This window comes from Enterococcus sp. AZ109 (assembly GCF_051714625.1).
Taxonomy (GTDB): domain Bacteria; phylum Bacillota; class Bacilli; order Lactobacillales; family Enterococcaceae; genus Enterococcus_A.
On sequence record NZ_JBIOSF010000001.1, the window covers coordinates 2,665,001 to 2,685,113 of the forward strand.

Below are 20,113 nucleotides of genomic sequence, written 5' to 3' on the forward strand. Positions count from 1 at the left end.
GAGAGGATCAAGATCGTTCCGATTATAAAATCCCTATTGAAAGCAATGTAGGTGAAATTCTTGTTAAAGATCATTCAGTGATGCATTTGGATCAAAAAATGAAGCTGGAATTTGATAAGCAGCGAGGATTGACTAAGCTCAATGGGACGAGCGGTTTAATTGATGGCAATGTTCAAATTATTGATCTTCGAGATCAGAAATAGTTGTAATAGAAATACCCCCTAATCGACTTAAATTCGGTTAGGGGGTATTTCTATTTAGGTCGTTTGATGTCAACGATATTATTTATGTGGCTGTAGCTATCACCAGCTAAACGTGCAATAGGAGATAGTTTTTCAGGTAAAATATATTCCTTTTCAATATCAAATACTTCTTCTGAGAAATAGTAGTCTATGATTTCCAAGATAAAGAAATCACTAATCACCTGTTCTTCGTGGTCTTTTATTTCCAAATATTGGTGTAATCTTGCCTCCATTCTTATTGGTGCTTCTTTGATCGCTGGAACTTGAATAGAGCGGCTGTCAATCAGTGTTAGCTGACTATCAGTAAGCTCTCCTATGTCAGCTGGAAGGCTTGCTGAGGTGGCATTCATCTCATGGAGAACAGAGTCGTCTATTAAATGAACAACTCCTTCGTGAGATTTAAGCAAGTTGTTTGCAGTATCTTTCATTTGTTCATCAGGCTGGCGATTGATTGAGACACTGACAAGGGGTACATTTTTGGCAACAACATTAAAATAGCTAAAGGGTGCTGCGTTGATGATTTTTGTTTCAGGATTTACGGTGGTTATCCAAGCGATAGGTCGCGGAATAATGCTGCCAGTCAAGAATTTGTAATTTTGCTTAGTAGTTAATTGATTTGATGAATAATGGATCATGAGCTGCCTCCTTAAAAAAGCAGGCGAAAATCGCCTGCTTTAAATTATTGACGTTTTTTGTTTGCATCTGAGGTATCGAATGGTCTTACGTAATCTTCAATTTCTTTACGTTTTGGTTCTAAGAAAGGTGGTAATGAAAGGATTTCACCAGCATGTTCGTAAGATTCATCCTCTAAAAAACCAGGGCCATCGGTAGCTAATTCAAATAGTACATTCGGTGCAGCCATGAAGTACTCAGATTGGAAATAGAACCGATCAACAAAACCAGAATTTGGAAATTCTAAGTCATTAATCTTTTTAATCCAGTATTGTAATGCTTCATCGTCAGCTACTCGCAGAGCCAAGTGATGAACGTTACCGAAACCTTCTTGCGCTGGTAATATATCGTCTTGGAAATCAACAATAATGGTAGCTCCATTGCCGCCTTCTCCTACTTCAAACTGGCTCATGGTACCTTCAGCAGCAGTTTGTTTAAAACCTAATACATTTTCTAAAACTAGTTTCATATGATCAAAATTTGCAACTGTAACAATTGTTGGTCCTAAGCCGATAATTGAATGCTCAGCTGGAACATTTGAATTTTTCCAAGGAGTACCAGCTGCTACGCCTTTATTTTTTTCATCAGAAACTAGCTGGAACAATTGATTATCATAATCATTGAAATCTAAATATTTTTTACCAAAGCGTTCGTTAATTTCTCCGTGTTCGACGTTTAGTTGGTCAAAACGCTCAACCCAGTAATCTAAGGAAGCATCGCTTGGTACTCGGAAACCAGTACGTGAAATAGTATTTGTTCCTTTTTTACCTTGGGGAATGCCTGGAAAATCGAAAAAGGTCATATCGGTACCAGGTGCACCTGTATCATCAGTAAAGTATAAGTGATAAGTTTCAATGTCGTCTTGATTAACAGTTTTTTTAATCATACGTAGTCCTAATATATCAGTGAAAAATCGGTAATTTTTTTCGGCACTTGAAGTCATAGCTGTAACATGATGTAGTCCGCGAATCTGTGTATCCATAAATAATTCCTCCTTGAATTTAAATATCTTACTAAAAGTAAGTATAAAGAGTATTCTTGATTAAAGCAAATATTTAGCTTACTATTGCCAATTGCACTAAAGAAAGCTAGGATAAAAGAAAAAGAAGGAGGAATTGGATGAAAAAAGTTGTATTATTTGATTTAGATGGAACTTTGACTGATTCTAGTAAAGGAATTATAGCTTCGATTACATATATGTTAAAGGATTTGAAGTTGGAAGTTCCTGCGGACGATGTTTTGCGTAGTTTTATTGGACCGCCACTGAGCTTATCACTGGGTAAACTATATGGCATGGACAAAGAAGCAGCGCAAAAAGCAACTCTGATCTACCGTGATTATTATGCAGCTCATGGCATTCATGAATTAGAAGTATATCCAGGGATTGCTGATACACTAGCAGAACTTTCAAAGAGCTATATATTGGGGTTAGCGACTTCTAAACCAGCACCTTATGCGGAACAAATCATCAATGAATTAGGATTTTCTGGCTATTTTACAGGTATATTTGGGGCAGACATGAATGGTCAACGTGAAGGGAAAGCGACTATTATAAAGGATGCATTGGCTCATTTAACAGAGGATTTGTCAGGAGTTGTGATGATAGGAGATCGTGAGTTTGATATTAAAGGTGCCAAAGAAAATGGGATTGCTAGTATCGGTGTACTGTATGGATTTGGTAATCTTGAGGAATTACAGTTAGCTGGTGCGGATCGAATTGTAAAGGACGCAAAAGAAATTCCGACAGCAGTAAAAGAACTACTGTAAAAAAAGAGTCGAAGAATCTAGTTTCTTCGACTCTTTTTTATTTTATTAGTACCAACCGTTAGCCATCCAGAATGCTTGTGCGCCTTCCCAAGAGCCATAGCGTTGTGCCACGTATTGGTCCGCTACACGTTCTTGGTTAGCTGGTGAATAGTCACCATTTAAATAAGATGAATCTAATTGGTAACGTCCAATGTAACGTCCGTTTGTTGCATCGTAAGAGCCGCTAGATTCTTTTTGGGCAATCCATTCTTTCGCAGAAGAAGTGGTTACTGGTGCTTGAGCTGCCGGAGCTGCTTGTTCTTGGACAGGAGCAGTTTCTTGAACCGGTGCTGCTGTATTTTGAGCAGCGGTGTCGATGTTCAGTACTTGTCCAGCGAAGATTAAGTCCATATTTGTAATGTTGTTGTTAGCAGCAATTGAATTCACTAGGCTGTTATCACCAACAAATTTTGCTGAGATTTTAGATAACGTATCGCCTGATTCCACTGTATAAGTTTCTGCTGCGTGTGCGTCATTTGTTCCAAAAGCTAATGAAGCGCCTGCTGCCATAAGTGTACTAAGTAATAATGCTTTTCCAAATTTCATTAGGTAAATTCCTCCAAAAAGTTTTTATCGTTAATTGCTTTCGATTACGATTCATACTTTAACATCCTTTTATATTTCATAGGTGAAGGAACTGTAACAGGACATTACAAGTTCGTTTAAAAATGTAATAAAATAACGGTTATTATATTTTTTTTTGAAATACTTAATAATTTCTGGAAAGCGGTTTAAATGGTTTGGCGACAAAGTAGATGACTATCCCCTAAGAGAATGTACGTTCGTATATTGTTCACACGTTTGATACATTGACATAATTCTGTAAAGCTATCTAAAGAAAAACGCAAAAAAATAAGTGCCTGAAATGTATAAGAAAACGTTAAGTACCGGGATATTTCTGATCTATTTAGAAGAATGTTTGCAAAGTTAGCTAAATTGAACCACTTATTTTACAATAGTAGCGGGACAGAAAAAAATCGTGATATAATCGAATAAAGAAAGCGCTTCAAATTTAATGAGGAGGTGTGAATGATGGGAGTATGGATAACAGATTAAGGATAGTTTAGGCTGAAAATGCTAAGCCTTGCTATTCATCTGTTCAACTAAGAATAGACAAGGAGCGAGGAGAATGAGCTACTTTAATTACCAAGGATATCAAATTTATTATGACGTCTTGGGCCACGGAGAGCCAGTAGTGCTGCTGCACGGCAATACGTCATCATCAAAGCTGTTTCAGGGGATTTTGCCACTTTATGGTGAGTTTCAAGTGATTTTGCTGGATTTTTTAGGCTATGGCCGGTCAGATCGAGTGGAAGAGTTTCCCACTGAATTGTGGAAGGACGAGGCGGAGCAAGTAGGTGCTTTAATAGAAGAGTTGCAACTGGAGGGCGTTCATTTGGCGGGGACCAGCGGCGGGGCCTGGGTAGCACTAAATGTAGCCTTGTTGCTTCCGGAAAAGGTTAAAAGTGTAACGGCAGACAGTTTTGACGGGCGGACGCTACATGAGGGGTTTAAGGAAGAATTGCTGGCTGAGAGAGGCGCAGCGGTGAGTACGCCGGAAGCTGCTCAGTTTTATGAATGGTGTATTGGCGAAGACTGGCTGGAAATTGTTGAAAAGGATACGGATTCGTTTGTTCGACTGATTGATCAGGAAAAACCGTTATTTGTCAAAGCGCTGAAGGAATTGCAGGTACCACTATTGCTAACGGGCTCTAAAAAGGATCAAATGGTGCGCAGGGATTTGGCAGAGGAATATGCGGCGATTGCTGAGGAGGTTCCGCGTGCTCAAGTATGCTTATTTAATGAAGGAACTCATCCCAGCATAGGAACGAATGCAGTTGAGACCGCTGAAGTGATTACGGCGTTTATCCGTGAGTATAGCTAGGAGTCGATTGTCTGAAGAACGAAATGGACAAAAAAAGAACTTTTCGTTGAGAAAAGTTCGCTGTTGTTGCTATGAAGCCACCTGTCGGCTCTAGTATGATTTAGACTGATGTAGAACCATTTAATCTACTGAATTTTGCTATTTTCTACTAACTAGGTATTTAGCGAAATAAATAGATGTTTTGGGTAATTATTGGGTAATGGTTACTAAATAAGGTCTTGTAAAAATTGCTCAGCTTTATGTTTATTCTTCGTTCTGTTCTCTTTTGTGGATGAAGCATACTCATAAGATTGAGTGATTTCTTTATGTCCAAGTTGACTCTTAATGTATATAGGATCGGCTTCTGCCATGATAAGAAAATCCGATTTAGCATGGCGGAACGAATGACTAGATATTCTCTTGATTCCCGCCAGTTCGCAAGTATCCTTTATATAATTATTAACCGCTGTGTTTGATATTGGCCAGCCATCTTTATCGTTTACAAAAATCAAGTTTTGAGGATTCCTCAATTTTCTTGATAGCATTGCTTCTTTTTGTTTAATATGAAATTTATTTAATTGCTTGAACAGGTAAGCAGGAGCGTCAGTGTCACGTATACCTGCGTCAGATTTAGTAGAACCGAAGCGCTTAACACCACCATCATACTTATATGCTCTACGAATAGAAATTGTTTCATCTTCTTCATTTAAATGTTCCCATCCAAGTGCTGCGACTTCTTGATATCGGCAACCTGTATACATTTGAGTTAAAATGAAATATTTACTTGCTGTATCCTCTCGGGATAATAGAGATGTTCTGAACTTTTGCATGTCGGTAAACGAAATTGTTTTTTCTGATTTGTGAACTGCCTGTTGTCCGACAATTTTTATATTTCTTGTAGGATTAGAGTGCACGTACTGCATGTCCATTGCTTCAATAAACATTGATTTGGCGATAGCATGGCGGTTTTCAACGGTTTCTACTGCTAACCCTTTTGCATTCACATTGCCAGGTTCAGCAAGCCAATTGATCCACTTCTGATAATTTATCTTTGACACACCTCTTAATGTTTGATTTTCACCAAAGAAATCTAGTAAGTTTTTTCTAGTAATCCGGATTTTCTGCATCCTACCCTCGGTAACTTTTCCTTCTTTAAAAGTGTCTACCCACGTATCATAAAAATCGAGAAGTTTAATATCTCGAAGAACTTCACCTTTCATAACCTTTGATTGAAAATCAATATAGGATTCGTTCAACTCTTTTTTTGTAGCTTTAGTTATCATTTTGTCTTTCCACTCATTTGTTAGAGGGTCTTTGTATTTAAATCTGATTCTCCATTTACCATTGTCTAGTTTCACTGGATCTGCCATCTTAAGTCATCCTTTCTGATTTTGTGTTAATAAATCAACAAAAAGAAGGATAATGCTAATGTTATCCACAATATCTGTTGATAAATCTGATTTTCTGTTGACGAATCAAACGTATGTTCGTTTCGAGTGATAAAAGAAAAGCCCGAAGGCTTAACTTATATTTTCTGCAAACTTAGACAAAGGAAATGCGTAAATATTATCGAACTCTTTATTGAGTTTAGAGATGAATTCTTTAAAAATAGCTTGGTTCTTAGCTGATGAAAGCTCAGAGTCTAAATTATTGTCATAAATAATATAAATTCTGAAGTTATTTACAGATTCTTTTTTTGACAGTAAATCGTACGAGAAAACCTTTAGTTCATTCGATAGGTTTCCAATTTTATTTTTGTCAAATGAAATTGCCTTATAAGCATTATTTCCACTAATAAAATCGAAAATATCTTGATTAGTATAATCTGCTTCTAAAAGTTTATCCTTATTCTCATTTTTGACATTATAAAATGAGAGTTGTTTTTTCATAAGACTTCGAACTTCTTGAGTGTTAATTCGCTCTCCTTTAGGCCTATCATAATATAAAAATGTTCTTTCTAAATCAAAAATATCTTTTTCGATAGTCTTTTGTGAAGAGTTGATAGTTTCAACAGGAAGGAATCTAAATTCATTAACGTAAAATTTTGTATTTTGTTCTAAAAAGAAATCTTTGTTGATATCTTCAAAACGATCAGAATACTCGTCTAGTACATCTGAATCAAATTCAAAGTGCATAGATCTAAACTGAAGAGCAATGTAATCAGAATCGTATTCGTCATCAAAGGCGCGTATTCTATTCCTATTATTTATTTGAACAAATTTACTCCAAGATTGTTCAGGACAATGGAAAACAATACCTACATTTATTGATTCTCTCCTAATTGGATCAGGCATATACTGCAGTACTGAATATTTTAATTTGATATGCTTATTCATTTTTAGTAGGCTCCTTTCCATTGTTTAAAAACAGTCTTGAGTTGAGGTAAAATTTCTTTGTAATGACTAATTTGATGAGTAATAAAAGTGCGCATTGTAAGGATTTCTTCTTCAGATATTCCCCACTCTAAAGGAATGTCTAAAAAAAGTCTACTTATGTCTTCATTAGATATAGAATTAATCCTTTTTTCGATTTTATCAAAGGGACTGTTTCCATAAACATATGGTACTAGATATCTATAAAGTTTTCCATTCAAATTTTCAATAATTAATGGAGGAATTTTAATCCTTTGTTTCAAATCTTCGACGGTCCAATATTGAAAACCTCCAAAAATGTTTGTGTGATCAATAATCATCAAGGTCTTTTTTTTGGGATTGTAATATAGATTGCCATCATTGTTAGAACGATCAGTGTTTAGCAACAATTGATCAAATAGAACTATTCCAGGAATATCGCATTTGTTTGTAATCGACTCAAGGTACATTGGATTAATTCTAGGATTACCTTTAATGTATACAGATGCAAAGCAGGGCCCAGGAACAAAATTCAGCAAAGACATCTCAGTGTTTTCAGATATCACATCTTGCGTCAATTCAACAATTGAATGTGGCGGAATTGGTAATTCTAGAAGTTCGGCTAACCTTGCTGAAACTAACTCGTTAACTAAAGCCTTATTAGTACACTCATCATGGATACCTTTTAGAACATAAATCTTGTCGTCATCTGTTTTAACAGAAAAAGGATGAGTAGTACCGTTTTTAAATTTTTCTGATACTGATGTAACTTTAGGTCTTTTTTTGTTCATCATATCTTTTCCTCTCGTTCTTTTCCCACTAAAACTATTCAAATCCCCATACCGGAATCGAACCGGCGGCGCCAGGAGGGGAGGGTGATGCTATTCAGGATAAATTACTCCATAGTCAGTCATGTATCCACCGTCAGGAGTCAATCTATCAAGTTGACCTTGCACCCAAGAATCTGGTGTTCCGTCAGGATTTGAGCCAGCAGCGTGGTCTTGACCAGGTAGAAGTGGCTGACCATTTGGATCATAGCCATTTTGAATGTTTTGTTGTCCTTGTTCCCATTGTCGTTGAGCTTCTGCTTCACCTCTAGCATATTCTGCTCTAGCAGCTGGATCATTAAAAACTGAACGATCGTCAAAGCCATTACCATCAGCATCAATGAAATCTGGATCTGGATTGGCTGTTTGTTGCTGTTGCGTTTGCTGTTCTTGAACGGCTGCTTGTTGCTTAATCACTTCTAAGTTTGCAGCTACAGCTTCAAGTCTTTTTTGTAATTCTTCGTTGCCATCTGGTATTGCTTCAACAGCGGTCTTTGCTGTATTGTAAGTTTCATCAGTCGGATTAGCTTCAGCAGCCTTCATAGCTTCATCTGCTACTTTAACTTTCTGAGAGATCAACTCTTGCTTCTCTTTTTCGGCCTGTTCGGCTTTCTTTTTTTCTTCAGCTAATTTCTTTTCCTTCTCATCTTTTTCCTCACTAGCTTTCGTTTCTACTTTTGCAGATGAATCTACTGTATTGTCCGTATCATTGTTAGAACACGCAGCGAAGAGAAGGGCAGAGCAGAGTAAAAGTAATATAGCTAGTTTTTTCATGTGTTATTCCTCCCATTTAAATAATTGCTGTACTGTTCCCAAGATAATTACAATCTAGTGTTTTCAGATAGTTTATCATCGATATACGCCTTCAATTCTTCCATATCTTTATTGTACTTTTTAGCAAAGATAACCGAATTTTCATCAAGAGAAACGGAGGATAAGCCACCAGCAAGACCATTTCCGCCGATTACAGAAAACTTAATATAGCCATTTGCAATTAAGCCTGCAGGTTGAAACGAAACTGCAGTTATGCTCGAGTATGGAATGGTATTTACACCTTTGAAAATCTGTGATGAACCTTTACGAGTAATTGTGATAGCCGTATCTGCGAGATCAATACTAGTCTTTCCGATAGTCTTAATGATATAAGTCTTTTTTGAATTATGCTTCTCTTCAACAGATTTTCTATTCTCTCTTTTTTGTTTCTTCTCAAGCTTTTTCTCTACTTTAACAACTTTCTTTTCTGATTTTTTTGTTTCGACTTTAGCAATTCTTTCAGGGTCATCTTTCCATTCTTGGAAAGTGTCTACACTTTTTTCAGTGACCTCTTTAGTAACGTCCAATGCTTTTTTTCCGATATCTTTCCAATCAACCACTCTTGGGGTCTCCTTTCTACTCAAAAAATCATAGACACTGACTGTATCGTCAGGTTTGAAACAATGCGTGTCATTAAATTTATAAGAAAGTTTCGACAACACCTATGATGCTTTTTGAATGACTGTAAATATCGATTGGTTCGTTTAAATCGTAAACCGTATGGTTTCCATCATTCAACTCAATCTTCATTCCGTTAGAATTGAACCAAACTCTAATAATCCACTTTCTAATATTATCATCTAGCAAAATATTAAAATAACTTCTGTTATCTCTATAGAATAGTCGGTCTAAAGGAATTGTATCTTTTAAAACTACCTTGCAAATTGTGTATGCTTCTAATTCTTCTGAAGTAGTAACGACCTCATCATCACAAGTATCAGTTGTGTCTGAATTAGACTTCGTTTCTTGTTCTTCAATTACTGCTGAAGACTTCAATGCAGCACTTATTTTATCGTTAACACGTTCTGTCACGAATTGATTGAGACCTTTTTTAATTATTGGTTTAAATTTGTCTAGTACTTGCTTTGTTTGACGCCCTTCATATATTTCTGTAAGCAAAAATTTTATAAAATTTTCCGAAGGATCATTTAGTTCTTTAGAAAGATAGCTCTTAAGAGAGTTCAAGTATTTTAATTCTGCTGCCGAACTGGTGATTTTATCCACGTCAAAATTGTCCTTATGAAACTTAGCTAACTCTGGGATTTGAATATCTTTTAGTCGGGTCACATCCACAGTAAGAAACGGTGTTGGGTCCATCTTATTTGGCTCATCAAGATCTGTGAAGAACTTGTATTCTTGACCATTGGTAAGTATTCCAAACTTTGATTCTGTGGTCCCAAAATATCTGAACAATTGAGAATCATGTTTTGTTAGAGCCTCGTTTATTGATTTTGCTTCAATAAGAATAGTGGGCTTGCCCTCTAAGACAATCGCATAATCTACTTTTTCCCCTTTTTTTATTCCAACATCCGCTGTAAACTCAGGTACAAATTCGGTTGGGTTAAAAAGGTCATATCCCAACGCTGCGAAGAAAGGCATTATCAATGAAGTTTTAGTGGCTTCTTCAGAACCGATACTATCCTTTAACTTAACGACTCTTTTTCCTAATGTTTTTAATTCGTCTTTAAACTTCTCCATTTCCATATAAAACACTCCGATCTACATTTTATAAGTAGTTAATAACTTCGCGCAGATAACCAATTCACAATGATTCTAATATAGTAATTGCAACAGATACCGTTTACATTGAAAGACCAAATCTATGGTTTATTATCTTTCTTAACTCATTTTCTATTAAATCGTAAAGACTATCGTCAATATCAAAATAATTTGCAACTGATTCAACAGTAATTTTTTCTGCATCGGGGAAAAGCTCTAAATAGAAATTGCACAGTAACGCTATGGCTCCTACATCAGCTTCGTTTTCCAAATCTTTTTTTGTTTTACGATTCAAATTGTAATAGGCTTGAATACCGTTGTGACGGGTTCCGTGAACAAGTTCATGAGCACACAAGAAGTAACAAAAGCGAGTGTTTCGGAATTTCTCAGATAGAAACAGCACCTTTAACTCTGATACTGCTAATCCTTCGTAATCCTCAGGTAAATCGTTGGTGTACTCAATATCAAAGTCAAGGTACTCTGCTAATGCAAAGGGATTGAATGTACCAAAGCGAGAAGCAATTTTCAGTAATTTAGAGGATTGTAGTGCCATATGAATCACTCCTGATTTTTACTTTTCAATTTCTTTTGCTTCTTTCTCCAGTAATAGCTAGCTATTAAATCATTGATTTGCTCTCTATCTTCATCAGTCATAGGGCCTTCATCACCGTAGGCCATGCCCACGTTTGATTGCAGGATCTTATCCAACTCAATCACTTCTTCTTTAGTTGCCCATTTAGGTGCTTGATTTTTTCCTAACAAATAGTCAGTTGTTACTCCGAATAATTCTGCGAGTTGAGTAAGAGTATCATAGTTTGGCTCAGCTCTTCCGACTTCCCAACTACCTATAGTTTGTTGAGAAACACTTACTTTTTTAGATAAATCAGCCTGAGTCCATCCATTTAGTTTTCGAAGTTCCTTTAATCGTTCTTTCAACATGAGCAGACCTCCTTCATAATGATTATATACTACACTTTGTAGTAAAGTGAATAAAAAGTAGTTTAATACAAAAAAAAGTAGTAAAAACAGTTGACTTACTACAAAAGGTAGTATATTATTACTACATAAGGTAGTAAGAAAGGAGATGGAAAAATGAAGAACAACCTGAGTAAAATTCGAACTGAGCGTGGTATTTCTCAAGAGCAATTAGCAAAAAAGCTTAACGTTTCGCAAAAAACGATTAGTTCCTGGGAAATTGGTAGGACAAATCCTAAACCACATCAAATGCAGCACATTGAGGACTTCTTTAAAATCCCCAAGGAGAAAATTTTTTTTGCAGCATTTAACTACAAATATGAGTTAAACACTAATGGAACTAAGTAAGCGAGTAAAAAATAAAATAGACCGAAATGGGGAGGTAACAAAATGACAAGAGAACAAAAAATAGCAGCGGTACTAGACGCAAGACCGAACTTGAAACGCATTATACTCCTAGCGACGGACGATCAACTTGATCGTTTAGTAGAAGAAGTTCGAAAAGATCTTCAACGAGAGCTTGATGAGGCGGCATTTGTCTAGGCTTGAAACCTAACTAAATTATGTAGCAAGTTTTTGTTGATTACTAGTCAAATAAATCAGAGAGAGGTGAGTAGTATGAGAAAGGAATCAACTGCTAGGGTACTTAATGGTCCACTAAATGATTTTTTAAAGCGGACGGGCGTAGCTAAGAAAAGCGTTTCGGTAGATATGGACGTTAGTCAGCAAACCATAACGGATTGGACAAAAGAAGTAAACGCAAAACCTGTAACTGCTGACAACGGTGTCAAGTTATCTAAAATCGCTAATGACTCTACACTGACTCAATGGATGGGCTATTTCTATTTTGGTATGCCACCAGCACTTGATGGTGAGTATGAATTGAATCTAGCTGATCTCGACGATCTGCGAGAGCTTGAGGAAGAAGAACGAGACGCTAAGCAAGATGAAATAGTAGTGAGGCGAGCGCTATGCAAACACAAAAAGTTAGAAGGGAAAAGCCGTGAAGAAGTCTTAGAACTCGCTAGAGAACAAGCGGAAGTCTGTATTGTAAATAATCAATATCTATTTGCTTTATGTGATCGGTTAGGGATTTCATCAATGGATTTGGTAGAAAGGTACATGTCTCGATGGATTGAAGAAGGATATTTTGGAGGTGACAATTAATGAACGTATCTGCTTTCGCTGAAAAGAAAACGCAACACTTAGCAAGAACTATCTCGGACAACTTATCTTGGTACATGAATATTACATTGCGAGTGACCAACAAAGAGTTAGCAAAAAAGAGTGGTGTCTCAGAATCAACAATTAGTTTATTGAAAAATGATAAAGAAGGTAAACAAAGACCGGATTTATCAACGCTAATCAAATTAGCAATGGCACTAGGTGTGGATTTTCTTGATTTAGTTACAGAAAAGAAGATCGTCGAAGTAAAGGAGGCCTAGTATGAGAAACCTAAAGATCATCAGAGGGTTTGGGATGGCATTCTTAATCGGAGCAATATTATCCTGCCGAATTTTTGCAAACACATCGTTAGAGGTCACGTTAGCTATAGTCGTTACCATTGCCGCAGTAATCATTGTTCCAACTGAAATGATTTCAGCCGATAAAGAATACGAAGAAAGAAAAAAGCGTCTGAACCGCCGCTAAGCATAGTTCAGACGCAAACATTAATATCTAGGAGGATTATAGCATGGAAACAACACAATTATCAACTGAACTTCAAGTAGGGGTGAGCTACACCCCTAGCGAAATCGTAATTCAAAACGAAGAACACTTGGCAGGTATTGTAGACCAATTAGTAACTACCTATGACGTTTTGATCTTTACTGATGACAACATTCCAGAAGCAAAGCAAGCTAAAGCATCATTGAATAAAATTCGAAAAATATTGGAAGATCAGCGAAAAGACGTAAAGAGAAAATACAATGAGCCCTTAAAAGTGTTCGAAGACAGTATTAAAAAGTATGTATTGCAGATTGACAACGTTAAAAACGATATCGATGTCGGTATTAAGGATTTTGAAAATCGTGAAAAACAGAAACGCATGGAGGTTCTTGAAGCAACTATTGCTGAAATGGCGCCCAATTATGATGTATTAATCGAAGAAGTAGAGATCGATCCAAGTTGGATTAACAAATCTAACTTTACCAAAAAAGGGGAAGTGAATAGTAAAACTTTAAAGACACTTGCAGACAAAATAGGATTTATCGCTTTGGAAAAACGGAGAATCGAAGGCGATAAAAAAACTGTTGAAACATTTGCAACTATGAATGGTTTGGAACCATATGCTTGGGAAAAATTAATTGTTCAGGGGCACAGTGTCAATGATGTATTAGAACAGATGAAACAAGCTGTAGAACAAAAGAACATTGATAAAGCAGAACAGGCACGACAAGAAGCTGTTGAAAAAGAGTACCAAAAGGCTATGGAAAATCTCGAAAAAGAACGCCAAAAAGTTGTAGAGGCAGGAATAGTTGATACTGAAACTGGAGAGTTGTTAAGCAAAAATCCAGAAGATGAGATTTTGAAATTTACTTTAGAAATTAGTGGACCCAAATCAAAGCTATATGCGCTTAACCAATACATGACAGAACAAGGCATTGAGTTCCGGAAAGTGGTGATCAGTAATGACTAATGAAGTAATGACACAGGGAAATTCAACGATAAATTTAGTTGCAAATACTAACTTAGAACAAGTGTCTAATCAGCTTAAAGCAATCGATAATTTTCAGTTGGTTGTTCAAAAGACATTGAGAGTAGACCAAGATTATGGAACTATTCCAGGAACTAATAAGCCAACACTACTAAAACCTGGAGCTGAAAAAATTCTTATGTTAATGGGTTTGACTAGTGAATATGTGATCGTAGATAAAGTTGAAAACTACAATGATGGTTTCTTTGCATACACCATTAAATCCTCTCTATATAAAGATGGTTTATTAATTACTGAAGGACTTGGTAGTGCTAATACAAAGGAAACTCGCTATCGTCAAAATGAATGGAGCGAAACAGAACAGAAAAAGTTATGGAATGGAAACTATCAAGATCCATATACATTGGTAAATACTGTATTGAAAATGGCTAAAAAGCGTGCCCAAGTGGATGCTGCTTTAACAGTAGGAGCATTATCAAATGTATTTACTCAAGATATTGAGGATATGAAGGAGTTTCTTGATAAAGAACAGATGGAAACAATGAATAACAATGACGCTAGTAATATGAAAATTACATTTGGTAAGTATAAAGGTCAAACTTTAAGCGAAATACTTAAAAAGGACAGAAGTTATATCGAATGGGTAGCAAAAGATGCTAAACAAGAAAGTATGAAAAAAGCTGCAGTAATGCTTTTAAATGGAAAAAAAACCACAGAAAGCACTAGCAAAGATCAAGCAAAAAATGAGGTTCAATCGATTTCCAAAGAGCAAATAAGTGAAATCAAAAACTTGGCAAGCATTATCGGAGCTGCTAATAATTTGACAGCAGATGAAGTAGTCAAAGCTTATCAGATTGATGATCTTGCAATAATTGATTACAAAACAGCGGCAGATCTCATTAATAGACTAACAAAAAAACTTGACTCCGCAATGGAAAAACAATCCCAAGAATTCGAGCAAGAAGAATTATTTAATAGTTCTAAGCCGCCATTGTCAGGCAGGGAAATAGATATTAGTGATGATGATCTACCATTTTGATTAAAGAGAGAGAATTCTCTCTCTTTACTATTTATAGAAAGGAGGAGAGCCGTTGCGCCAAATAAATATGATTCGCCAAATTCGAGTGTTTTATGATCGGCAGCTTTCAAGTCCGTTATCCAGTGGGCAAATTGCTTTATATCACGCATTGCTGCATATAAACAATACATGCGCATGGATAGAGTGGTTTACTGCAGCTAATCTTTCACTCGAAGCCCTATGTGGTTTATCACGTCAAGGCATTAACAAAGCTAGAAACGCTTTAAAGCAGGAAGGGTTAATTGAGTTCAAAAGCAATGGTACCAAAGCTACCTCCTATAAAATCATAATCTTGTATCAAGATCCCGCTACGTCAAATAGTATACAAGTTGGTGTACAAGGTAGTGTACAAGGTAGTGTACAAGGTAGTGTACAAGGTAGTTTACAAGATAGTATACAAGTTGGTGTACAAAACAGTAGCACATTAAATAAACAAAAAGAAAATAAACTAAACGAAACAAATAATCATGATGAGACTGGAAAATCACCTTTGAAATTAGCGAATTCATTTTGGGGACAAAATAGGCCGCTGAACGGTGTTGTAACTGATGCTATTCTCCAATGGTGTAATCAATGGCCAAACGAGATGGTCAGTCATGCGCTAGAACTCGCTTATCAGAACGCGGTTGACGTAAAAGGTGTAAAACCGTACGTGAACGCAATATTGAACGATTGGACCAACAAGGATTTTGATTCTCTAGAAAAAGTGAAATCAGCGACTAAACCCAAGAGAAAGCACAACCAAAATAGACGAATCGAGGAACTACCTAGCCATATTTCACATCCGAAAAGCGAAGCAGAAGTGGAAGCGGAGCAAAGACGAAAACTAAAAGAAATGGGAGTGACGCTGAATGAGTGATATTGAATTAGCGGAATCAATTACAAATTTATTACCTGTTGAATATCAAGGCAGGATGATTTTTAGCCTTGACAGGCTGAAGAATGCTGTCCTAGATCAAAGAGTTTTTAAACAGTTCACAGTTTTTCTGCATTTGAATCTTTATCCCAATAAAAATGAATATTGGGATCTTGCTGATAAATCCTATGATTACTGGCATGAATGGGCAAATAGTATGCTGATAACTTTACAACGAAAGAATGCGGTAGTGTCATGAGGCCTATTAGACAGAGGCAGAAAAAAACGAAGTATGGAAATAAGAAAGTCTATCGCCACGGGAATTGGTTTGATTCTATGGCAGAAGCTGAGTATTATCCGATCGCTGTTAAGTATGCAAGTGATAAAGGGTGTGAACTTCGCCTGCAGGAGCGGTTAGATATTATACCGGCCTTGAAAATCAATCAGTGGTCAATAAGGAAGTCGCAATACGTTGCTGATTACGCATTTTATTATCGTGGAAAGCTAACACGTCTAGTGGACGTGAAGGGTGTTGAAACGAAAGATTTTCGCCTGAAAGCTAAGATGATTGCTAGAGAATATGGCGTCGTTATTGAATTGGCTAAGAAAACAAAAAATGGGTTTGTCCATTACCCCTTTAACATGCCAGGAAAAAAGCGCAGAGAGGTGATTAGATGATTACTGAGCCGTTCATTGGCAGAGAAGGAGCTATAAAAAATGTGCCGATAAGACGCAAGAAAACTAAGAAATCTAACATTGAAATTGGCGAGAGCTATTTGTGTTACCCAAGAGACGACGAATCTTGGAAATACCCCTTTATTGGTAAAGTTGAAAAGATTTTAACCAACACAGCTGTTGTAAGAATCATTGCTACTCAGCAAGAAGATGATCACTTGATTGATAGGTTGAACTATCGAACAGTAGTTGTTCTAACAAGGATGGTACCTAAAAAGAAGGCAGATAGATGAAAACGGCCAATAGAATATTACTGTGTATTTTTCACTACAACGAGGAACGACCATATCCGCCGACTATTAGAGAAATCAGCGATTTAGTCGGATTGAAATCAACTTCATCTACCTGGGCACATGTAGATAAGCTAAAGACACGTAAATTGATTAATTATGAGGAGAGAAAGCCAAGAACAATAATCATTACTTCGAAAGGTCATAAAGTAGTTCACGAACTGTTAAATCAAAAAATTTCAAGTCACTAGTTGTTTTATACCGAAAGGGTGACTTTCCATGAAAACGAAAGAGGCAAGAGAAGTACTTGTTGAACGAGTAATTGCTGACATGGAAACCGAGTTAGATTTAAGCCAGCTGCAAAAATTACAAGTAGTTATGACAATTCGAATGTCTCAGTATTCAATCGAAGAAAGTAAAAATGAAATCATTATCTACGATGAGACCTCAGATATAGCCGCTTATAAACAGTTTTTTATCTCGAAAAAATTGGCTGGATTATCTGAGAGAACGATTGAGTTATATATGTACACCATAGATAAGTTTATGAGGACGGTGCGGAAATCATTCTCAGAAGTGAAGACAAACGATATCCGTTTATATATAGCCAATCGAAGTCTGATTGACGGTTTAGGTAGTTCTTCGTTGGACCATGAACGTGGTTGTATCTGCCGCTTCTTCCGATGGTTGCATGACGAAGAATATATCACCAGCGATCCCGGAAAACGTGTAGAAAAAATCAAAGTTGAGAAACGACTGAAAAAGGCGTTTACACCAATAGAGGTTGAATTACTTCGGAGATCCGCGAAAAACAGTAAGCAACGGTTAGTAATTGAAATGTTGCTTAGTACCGGATGTCGGGTATCTGAATTGGTAGCTCTTGAGTTCGAAAATTACGACTTGGCCAGCAATGCCTGTAGCGTAGTTGGTAAAGGAGCAAAGGAACGCCGAGTTTTCTTCAATGCTAAAACCGTAGTAGCTATGAGAGAGTATCTAGAAGAAAAACCACATACAGTTGGTCCAATTCTGTATGGCAAGCAAGATGGCGATCCAATGACTAAGAGCGGTATTCAGAAAATGACAAAGGATATCGGCGATAGAGCCAGCATTCATGCACATCCGCACAAATTTCGGAGGACTGCCGCAACGCTTGCAATCAAACGTGGAATGAGCCTGAACGATGTCCGGCGATTCCTAGGCCACGATGATATGAATACAACACTTCAATATCTTGACTTAGGGGATAACGATATGAAGATGTTGCACGATAAATATGTGAATTAAAGAAAAAAGGATTGGATCAAATACTACATGAATGATAAAGGGGTGAATGAATGTATCCCGATCAAATTAAGAATTATACGACAAAACAGCAATTTGAAGAACACAAAAAGATGCTAAAAGATTTAGCTCAGTATTATAGCAATCGAGTTTCAGAAAGTAATCCCGCTTTACGCAATATTCAAAAAGAGAAATGGTTGCTGGAAAAGCACTATCAAAAATGGAAAAAAAGCCAAGTAAGCAAAGTTGGTTAAGGGAAGAATTAGCGGAATTAAATTAGCTAAATTAAATCAGCCAAAAGGTAGCAAAAGGGTAGCCCTTTAGGGAGGGATAGAGATGTTCAACGTAGAACTGGTAAATGATAAGTTGACCGAAAAAGGAATCACGGCTTACAAGCTTTCTAAATTAGTCGGAATTCCAACGTCCCATATGACAAAGATTTTAAGTGGAAAAGTAGAAGACCCTCGATTTAGTTTAGTTTGCAAGTTTGCAGATGCTTTGGGAATTACTGTAGATGATTTAAGAAAGAATAATGGAGGTGATTAATTTGAAAAGAGGCATTAAAATACTCGCCCTAATCGCTATTGGAGTAGTGATTGGACGAGTAATTGAAGTGGAAATCGAAATACAAGACTAGTTTAACTTAGTACGAGCTCCACAACTAGGGCAGGTAACAGTGCTTGCAATACCGCTAGGCAGTTTTCTTCCGCAATTGAAACAATTCAAATTCTTGCGAACTGCCCTAGTAATTTCGCGCCTAATTTTAGCTTTGCTAGGCGTCTTGATTTTAACTTTGACTCTGGCCATTTAAAAACCTCGCTTTCATTCAGTATTTAATTCTTATCAAGAGTGCGTGGGGGTCTTAACAGAGGAATTACCACTACCTATTTTACAGAAAAAGAGGAGGGTTCGCAACATGTTGCGCGAACAAAATACGAACAACCACAATATGTTGTGGTTGACGGTGAAACAAAGAATGGAAGCAATGCAAATTAATCAGTCGGAATTGGCCCGCAGAGCGGATGTAAATACAACAGTAATTTCAGCTCTTAAATTGGGGAAAATAGAGAAGCCAAGCTTTGAGCTCATTTGCAAGATAGCTAAAGCGTTAGAAATGAGCTTGGATGATTTCGTGAACTAGGAAGAAAGTATGGACTCAGAAAGGAGGAAGCTGTGAAGAGAATATTTAACTATCCAGGGGCAAAGTGGACACTGCAAAAAAAGATAGTACCCTTGATCCCTGAGCACACGACCTATGTTGAGCCGTTTTTTGGGAGCGGCGCAGTTTTCTTCAACAAACCTGTTTCAAAGATAGAAACCATAAATGATCTGAATGGCAGAGTGATCAATTTTTTTGAGATATGCCGTGAAAAACCGGAAGAGCTGGCTCGCTTGATTTCACTTACGCCGTTAAGCAGGCATGAGCAACAAGCAGCTTATGAGGTTAGCACGGATCCATTGGAAGATGCCAGAAGGTTTGCGGTAATAGGATGGCAGTCTATAGGCGGCGTTCAGAAACATCCTACTGGCTGGCGGTCAAATATAGCCACGTATGGTTCTAAGAACACCAGAGAGTGGTCAGAGTTGCCAGAAAGAATCTATCAAGTGGCTGACAGATTGAAGTTTGCTCAAATTGAAAATCAGGATGCTATGCAATTACTTTCTAGGTACAACAAGGATGGCGTAGTTGCCTATGTGGATCCGCCTTATCTAACTTCATTGCGCAGCGGCAAGTATTATCAGACTGAATTAGAAGATGAACGGCATTTAGAATTACTGGGGATACTGAATCAGTTTAAAGGCCAAGTCATTTTAAGTGGCTATGAAAATAGTCTTTATGATCAGAAATTGTCTGACTGGATCAAGGTTGATTTTCAGGCGAATGCAGAGCGTGGCACCCGAAAAGAAGTGGTATGGATGAACTTTGAGCCAACAGTGTCAGTCAGCTAACGAAACAAAGTATAAAGTACCAATGATGTTTTGGAAAAGAAGCCGCGGAAATGAAACG

General features: G+C 37.0%; 31 protein-coding genes (1 of these 31 only partly in view). 20 read left to right on the forward strand and 11 right to left on the reverse strand.

The features are described from left to right. A protein-coding gene (locus IGI42_RS13010) for an iron-sulfur cluster biosynthesis family protein (RefSeq protein ID WP_438716293.1) crosses the window boundary here: on the forward strand, positions 1–203 show its 3' portion. Its footprint begins 151 nt before the window's first position; only the last 203 of its 354 coding nucleotides appear in the window; its start codon lies beyond the left edge, outside the window; its stop codon occupies positions 201–203. A 50-nt stretch (positions 204–253) separates the two neighbouring features. On the opposite strand, the gene IGI42_RS13015 is transcribed toward IGI42_RS13010, so the two are convergent. Together IGI42_RS13015 and IGI42_RS13020 are read right to left on the reverse strand one after the other, a co-directional pair. After that, entirely contained in the window at positions 254–877 is a 624-nt protein-coding gene (locus tag IGI42_RS13015) for a flavin reductase family protein (protein ID WP_438716294.1), read from the reverse strand. Between the two features lie 44 nt (positions 878–921). After that, on the reverse strand, positions 922–1,896 hold the full coding sequence (locus tag IGI42_RS13020; RefSeq protein WP_438716295.1) for a ring-cleaving dioxygenase: 975 nt from the start codon (positions 1,894–1,896) through the stop codon (positions 922–924). 137 nt (positions 1,897–2,033) lie between these two features. On the opposite strand from IGI42_RS13020, the gene IGI42_RS13025 reads away from it, so the two are divergent. Continuing rightward, on the forward strand, positions 2,034–2,681 hold the full coding sequence (locus IGI42_RS13025) for an NIF family HAD-type phosphatase (protein WP_438716296.1): 648 nt from the start codon (positions 2,034–2,036) through the stop codon (positions 2,679–2,681). A gap of 45 nt (positions 2,682–2,726) precedes the next feature. On the opposite strand, the gene IGI42_RS13030 is transcribed toward IGI42_RS13025, so the two are convergent. After that, positions 2,727–3,266, reverse strand: a complete 540-nt coding sequence (locus IGI42_RS13030; RefSeq protein WP_438716297.1) for a LysM peptidoglycan-binding domain-containing protein — start codon at positions 3,264–3,266, stop codon at positions 2,727–2,729. 583 nt (positions 3,267–3,849) lie between these two features. Here IGI42_RS13030 and IGI42_RS13035 point away from each other — a divergent pair. Continuing rightward, the gene (locus IGI42_RS13035; protein ID WP_438716298.1) at positions 3,850–4,605 is read left to right on the forward strand and encodes an alpha/beta fold hydrolase; all 756 of its coding nucleotides are present in this window, start codon (positions 3,850–3,852) and stop codon (positions 4,603–4,605) included. Positions 4,606–4,811: 206 nt separating this feature from the next. Here IGI42_RS13035 and IGI42_RS13040 read toward each other — a convergent pair whose 3' ends face one another. From IGI42_RS13040 to IGI42_RS13075, 8 genes are all read right to left on the reverse strand, one after another. Next, positions 4,812–5,954, reverse strand: a complete 1,143-nt coding sequence (locus tag IGI42_RS13040) for a tyrosine-type recombinase/integrase (RefSeq protein ID WP_438716299.1) — start codon at positions 5,952–5,954, stop codon at positions 4,812–4,814. Between the two features lie 150 nt (positions 5,955–6,104). Continuing rightward, positions 6,105–6,920, reverse strand: coding sequence for a DUF3037 domain-containing protein (locus IGI42_RS13045; RefSeq protein ID WP_438716300.1), 816 nt, complete (start codon positions 6,918–6,920; stop codon positions 6,105–6,107). 2 nt (positions 6,921–6,922) lie between these two features. Beyond that, on the reverse strand, positions 6,923–7,729 hold the full coding sequence (locus IGI42_RS13050; protein ID WP_438716301.1) for a HipA family kinase: 807 nt from the start codon (positions 7,727–7,729) through the stop codon (positions 6,923–6,925). 87 nt (positions 7,730–7,816) lie between these two features. After that, positions 7,817–8,536 carry a hypothetical protein gene (locus IGI42_RS13055; protein WP_438716302.1) on the reverse strand — a complete coding sequence of 240 codons (720 nt, stop codon included), beginning with the start codon at positions 8,534–8,536 and terminating at the stop codon, positions 7,817–7,819. A 47-nt stretch (positions 8,537–8,583) separates the two neighbouring features. Next, the gene (locus IGI42_RS13060) at positions 8,584–9,135 is read right to left on the reverse strand and encodes a DUF4429 domain-containing protein (protein ID WP_438716303.1); all 552 of its coding nucleotides are present in this window, start codon (positions 9,133–9,135) and stop codon (positions 8,584–8,586) included. A gap of 79 nt (positions 9,136–9,214) precedes the next feature. After that, entirely contained in the window at positions 9,215–10,279 is a 1,065-nt protein-coding gene (locus IGI42_RS13065; protein ID WP_438716304.1) for a type I restriction endonuclease, read from the reverse strand. A gap of 97 nt (positions 10,280–10,376) precedes the next feature. After that, on the reverse strand, positions 10,377–10,847 hold the full coding sequence (locus IGI42_RS13070; RefSeq protein WP_438716305.1) for an ImmA/IrrE family metallo-endopeptidase: 471 nt from the start codon (positions 10,845–10,847) through the stop codon (positions 10,377–10,379). Positions 10,848–10,852: 5 nt separating this feature from the next. Further along, a complete protein-coding gene (locus IGI42_RS13075; protein ID WP_438716306.1) occupies positions 10,853–11,233 on the reverse strand; it encodes a helix-turn-helix transcriptional regulator in 381 nt (126 codons plus the stop codon). 153 nt (positions 11,234–11,386) lie between these two features. On the opposite strand from IGI42_RS13075, the gene IGI42_RS13080 reads away from it, so the two are divergent. The 17 genes from IGI42_RS13080 (at position 11,387) to IGI42_RS13160 (ending at position 20,055) form a co-directional block, all read left to right on the forward strand. After that, complete coding sequence (locus tag IGI42_RS13080) at positions 11,387–11,617, forward strand: helix-turn-helix transcriptional regulator (RefSeq protein WP_438716307.1); 231 nt, start codon at positions 11,387–11,389, stop codon at positions 11,615–11,617. Positions 11,618–11,659: 42 nt separating this feature from the next. Beyond that, a complete protein-coding gene (locus tag IGI42_RS13085; RefSeq protein ID WP_438716308.1) occupies positions 11,660–11,812 on the forward strand; it encodes a hypothetical protein in 153 nt (50 codons plus the stop codon). A 75-nt stretch (positions 11,813–11,887) separates the two neighbouring features. Continuing rightward, positions 11,888–12,436: a hypothetical protein gene (locus IGI42_RS13090; RefSeq protein WP_438716309.1), complete on the forward strand. Its 549-nt coding sequence runs from the start codon at positions 11,888–11,890 to the stop codon at positions 12,434–12,436. Further along, on the forward strand, positions 12,436–12,714 hold the full coding sequence (locus IGI42_RS13095) for a helix-turn-helix domain-containing protein (RefSeq protein WP_438716310.1): 279 nt from the start codon (positions 12,436–12,438) through the stop codon (positions 12,712–12,714). The genes IGI42_RS13090 and IGI42_RS13095 overlap by 1 nt, the downstream gene beginning before the upstream one ends. Position 12,715: 1 nt before the next feature. Then, positions 12,716–12,919, forward strand: coding sequence for a hypothetical protein (locus tag IGI42_RS13100; protein WP_438716311.1), 204 nt, complete (start codon positions 12,716–12,718; stop codon positions 12,917–12,919). 43 nt (positions 12,920–12,962) lie between these two features. Beyond that, entirely contained in the window at positions 12,963–13,907 is a 945-nt protein-coding gene (locus IGI42_RS13105; RefSeq protein WP_438716312.1) for a DUF1351 domain-containing protein, read from the forward strand. Continuing rightward, on the forward strand, positions 13,900–14,964 hold the full coding sequence (locus tag IGI42_RS13110) for a hypothetical protein (RefSeq protein WP_438716313.1): 1,065 nt from the start codon (positions 13,900–13,902) through the stop codon (positions 14,962–14,964). Before IGI42_RS13105 ends, IGI42_RS13110 begins: the two co-directional genes overlap by 8 nt. A 52-nt stretch (positions 14,965–15,016) precedes the next feature. Further along, complete coding sequence (locus tag IGI42_RS13115) at positions 15,017–15,862, forward strand: DnaD domain protein (protein WP_438716314.1); 846 nt, start codon at positions 15,017–15,019, stop codon at positions 15,860–15,862. After that, positions 15,855–16,118 carry a hypothetical protein gene (locus tag IGI42_RS13120; RefSeq protein WP_438716315.1) on the forward strand — a complete coding sequence of 88 codons (264 nt, stop codon included), beginning with the start codon at positions 15,855–15,857 and terminating at the stop codon, positions 16,116–16,118. Before IGI42_RS13115 ends, IGI42_RS13120 begins: the two co-directional genes overlap by 8 nt. Continuing rightward, positions 16,115–16,537 (forward strand): DUF1064 domain-containing protein, encoded by a 423-nt coding sequence (locus IGI42_RS13125; RefSeq protein WP_438716316.1) that lies wholly within the window; start codon positions 16,115–16,117, stop codon positions 16,535–16,537. Before IGI42_RS13120 ends, IGI42_RS13125 begins: the two co-directional genes overlap by 4 nt. Next, positions 16,534–16,827, forward strand: a complete 294-nt coding sequence (locus tag IGI42_RS13130) for a hypothetical protein (protein WP_438716317.1) — start codon at positions 16,534–16,536, stop codon at positions 16,825–16,827. Before IGI42_RS13125 ends, IGI42_RS13130 begins: the two co-directional genes overlap by 4 nt. After that, on the forward strand, positions 16,824–17,075 hold the full coding sequence (locus IGI42_RS13135) for a hypothetical protein (RefSeq protein WP_438716318.1): 252 nt from the start codon (positions 16,824–16,826) through the stop codon (positions 17,073–17,075). The genes IGI42_RS13130 and IGI42_RS13135 overlap by 4 nt, the downstream gene beginning before the upstream one ends. Positions 17,076–17,103: 28 nt before the next feature. Further along, complete coding sequence (locus tag IGI42_RS13140) at positions 17,104–18,108, forward strand: tyrosine-type recombinase/integrase (RefSeq protein WP_438716319.1); 1,005 nt, start codon at positions 17,104–17,106, stop codon at positions 18,106–18,108. A gap of 50 nt (positions 18,109–18,158) precedes the next feature. Continuing rightward, a complete protein-coding gene (locus IGI42_RS13145) occupies positions 18,159–18,359 on the forward strand; it encodes a hypothetical protein (RefSeq protein WP_438716320.1) in 201 nt (66 codons plus the stop codon). An 82-nt stretch (positions 18,360–18,441) separates the two neighbouring features. Then, positions 18,442–18,651 (forward strand): helix-turn-helix domain-containing protein, encoded by a 210-nt coding sequence (locus tag IGI42_RS13150; RefSeq protein ID WP_438716321.1) that lies wholly within the window; start codon positions 18,442–18,444, stop codon positions 18,649–18,651. Between the two features lie 370 nt (positions 18,652–19,021). Continuing rightward, positions 19,022–19,246 carry a helix-turn-helix domain-containing protein gene (locus IGI42_RS13155; RefSeq protein WP_438716322.1) on the forward strand — a complete coding sequence of 75 codons (225 nt, stop codon included), beginning with the start codon at positions 19,022–19,024 and terminating at the stop codon, positions 19,244–19,246. A gap of 32 nt (positions 19,247–19,278) precedes the next feature. Continuing rightward, entirely contained in the window at positions 19,279–20,055 is a 777-nt protein-coding gene (locus tag IGI42_RS13160) for a DNA adenine methylase (RefSeq protein ID WP_438716323.1), read from the forward strand. Positions 20,056–20,113: the final 58 nt, after the last annotated feature.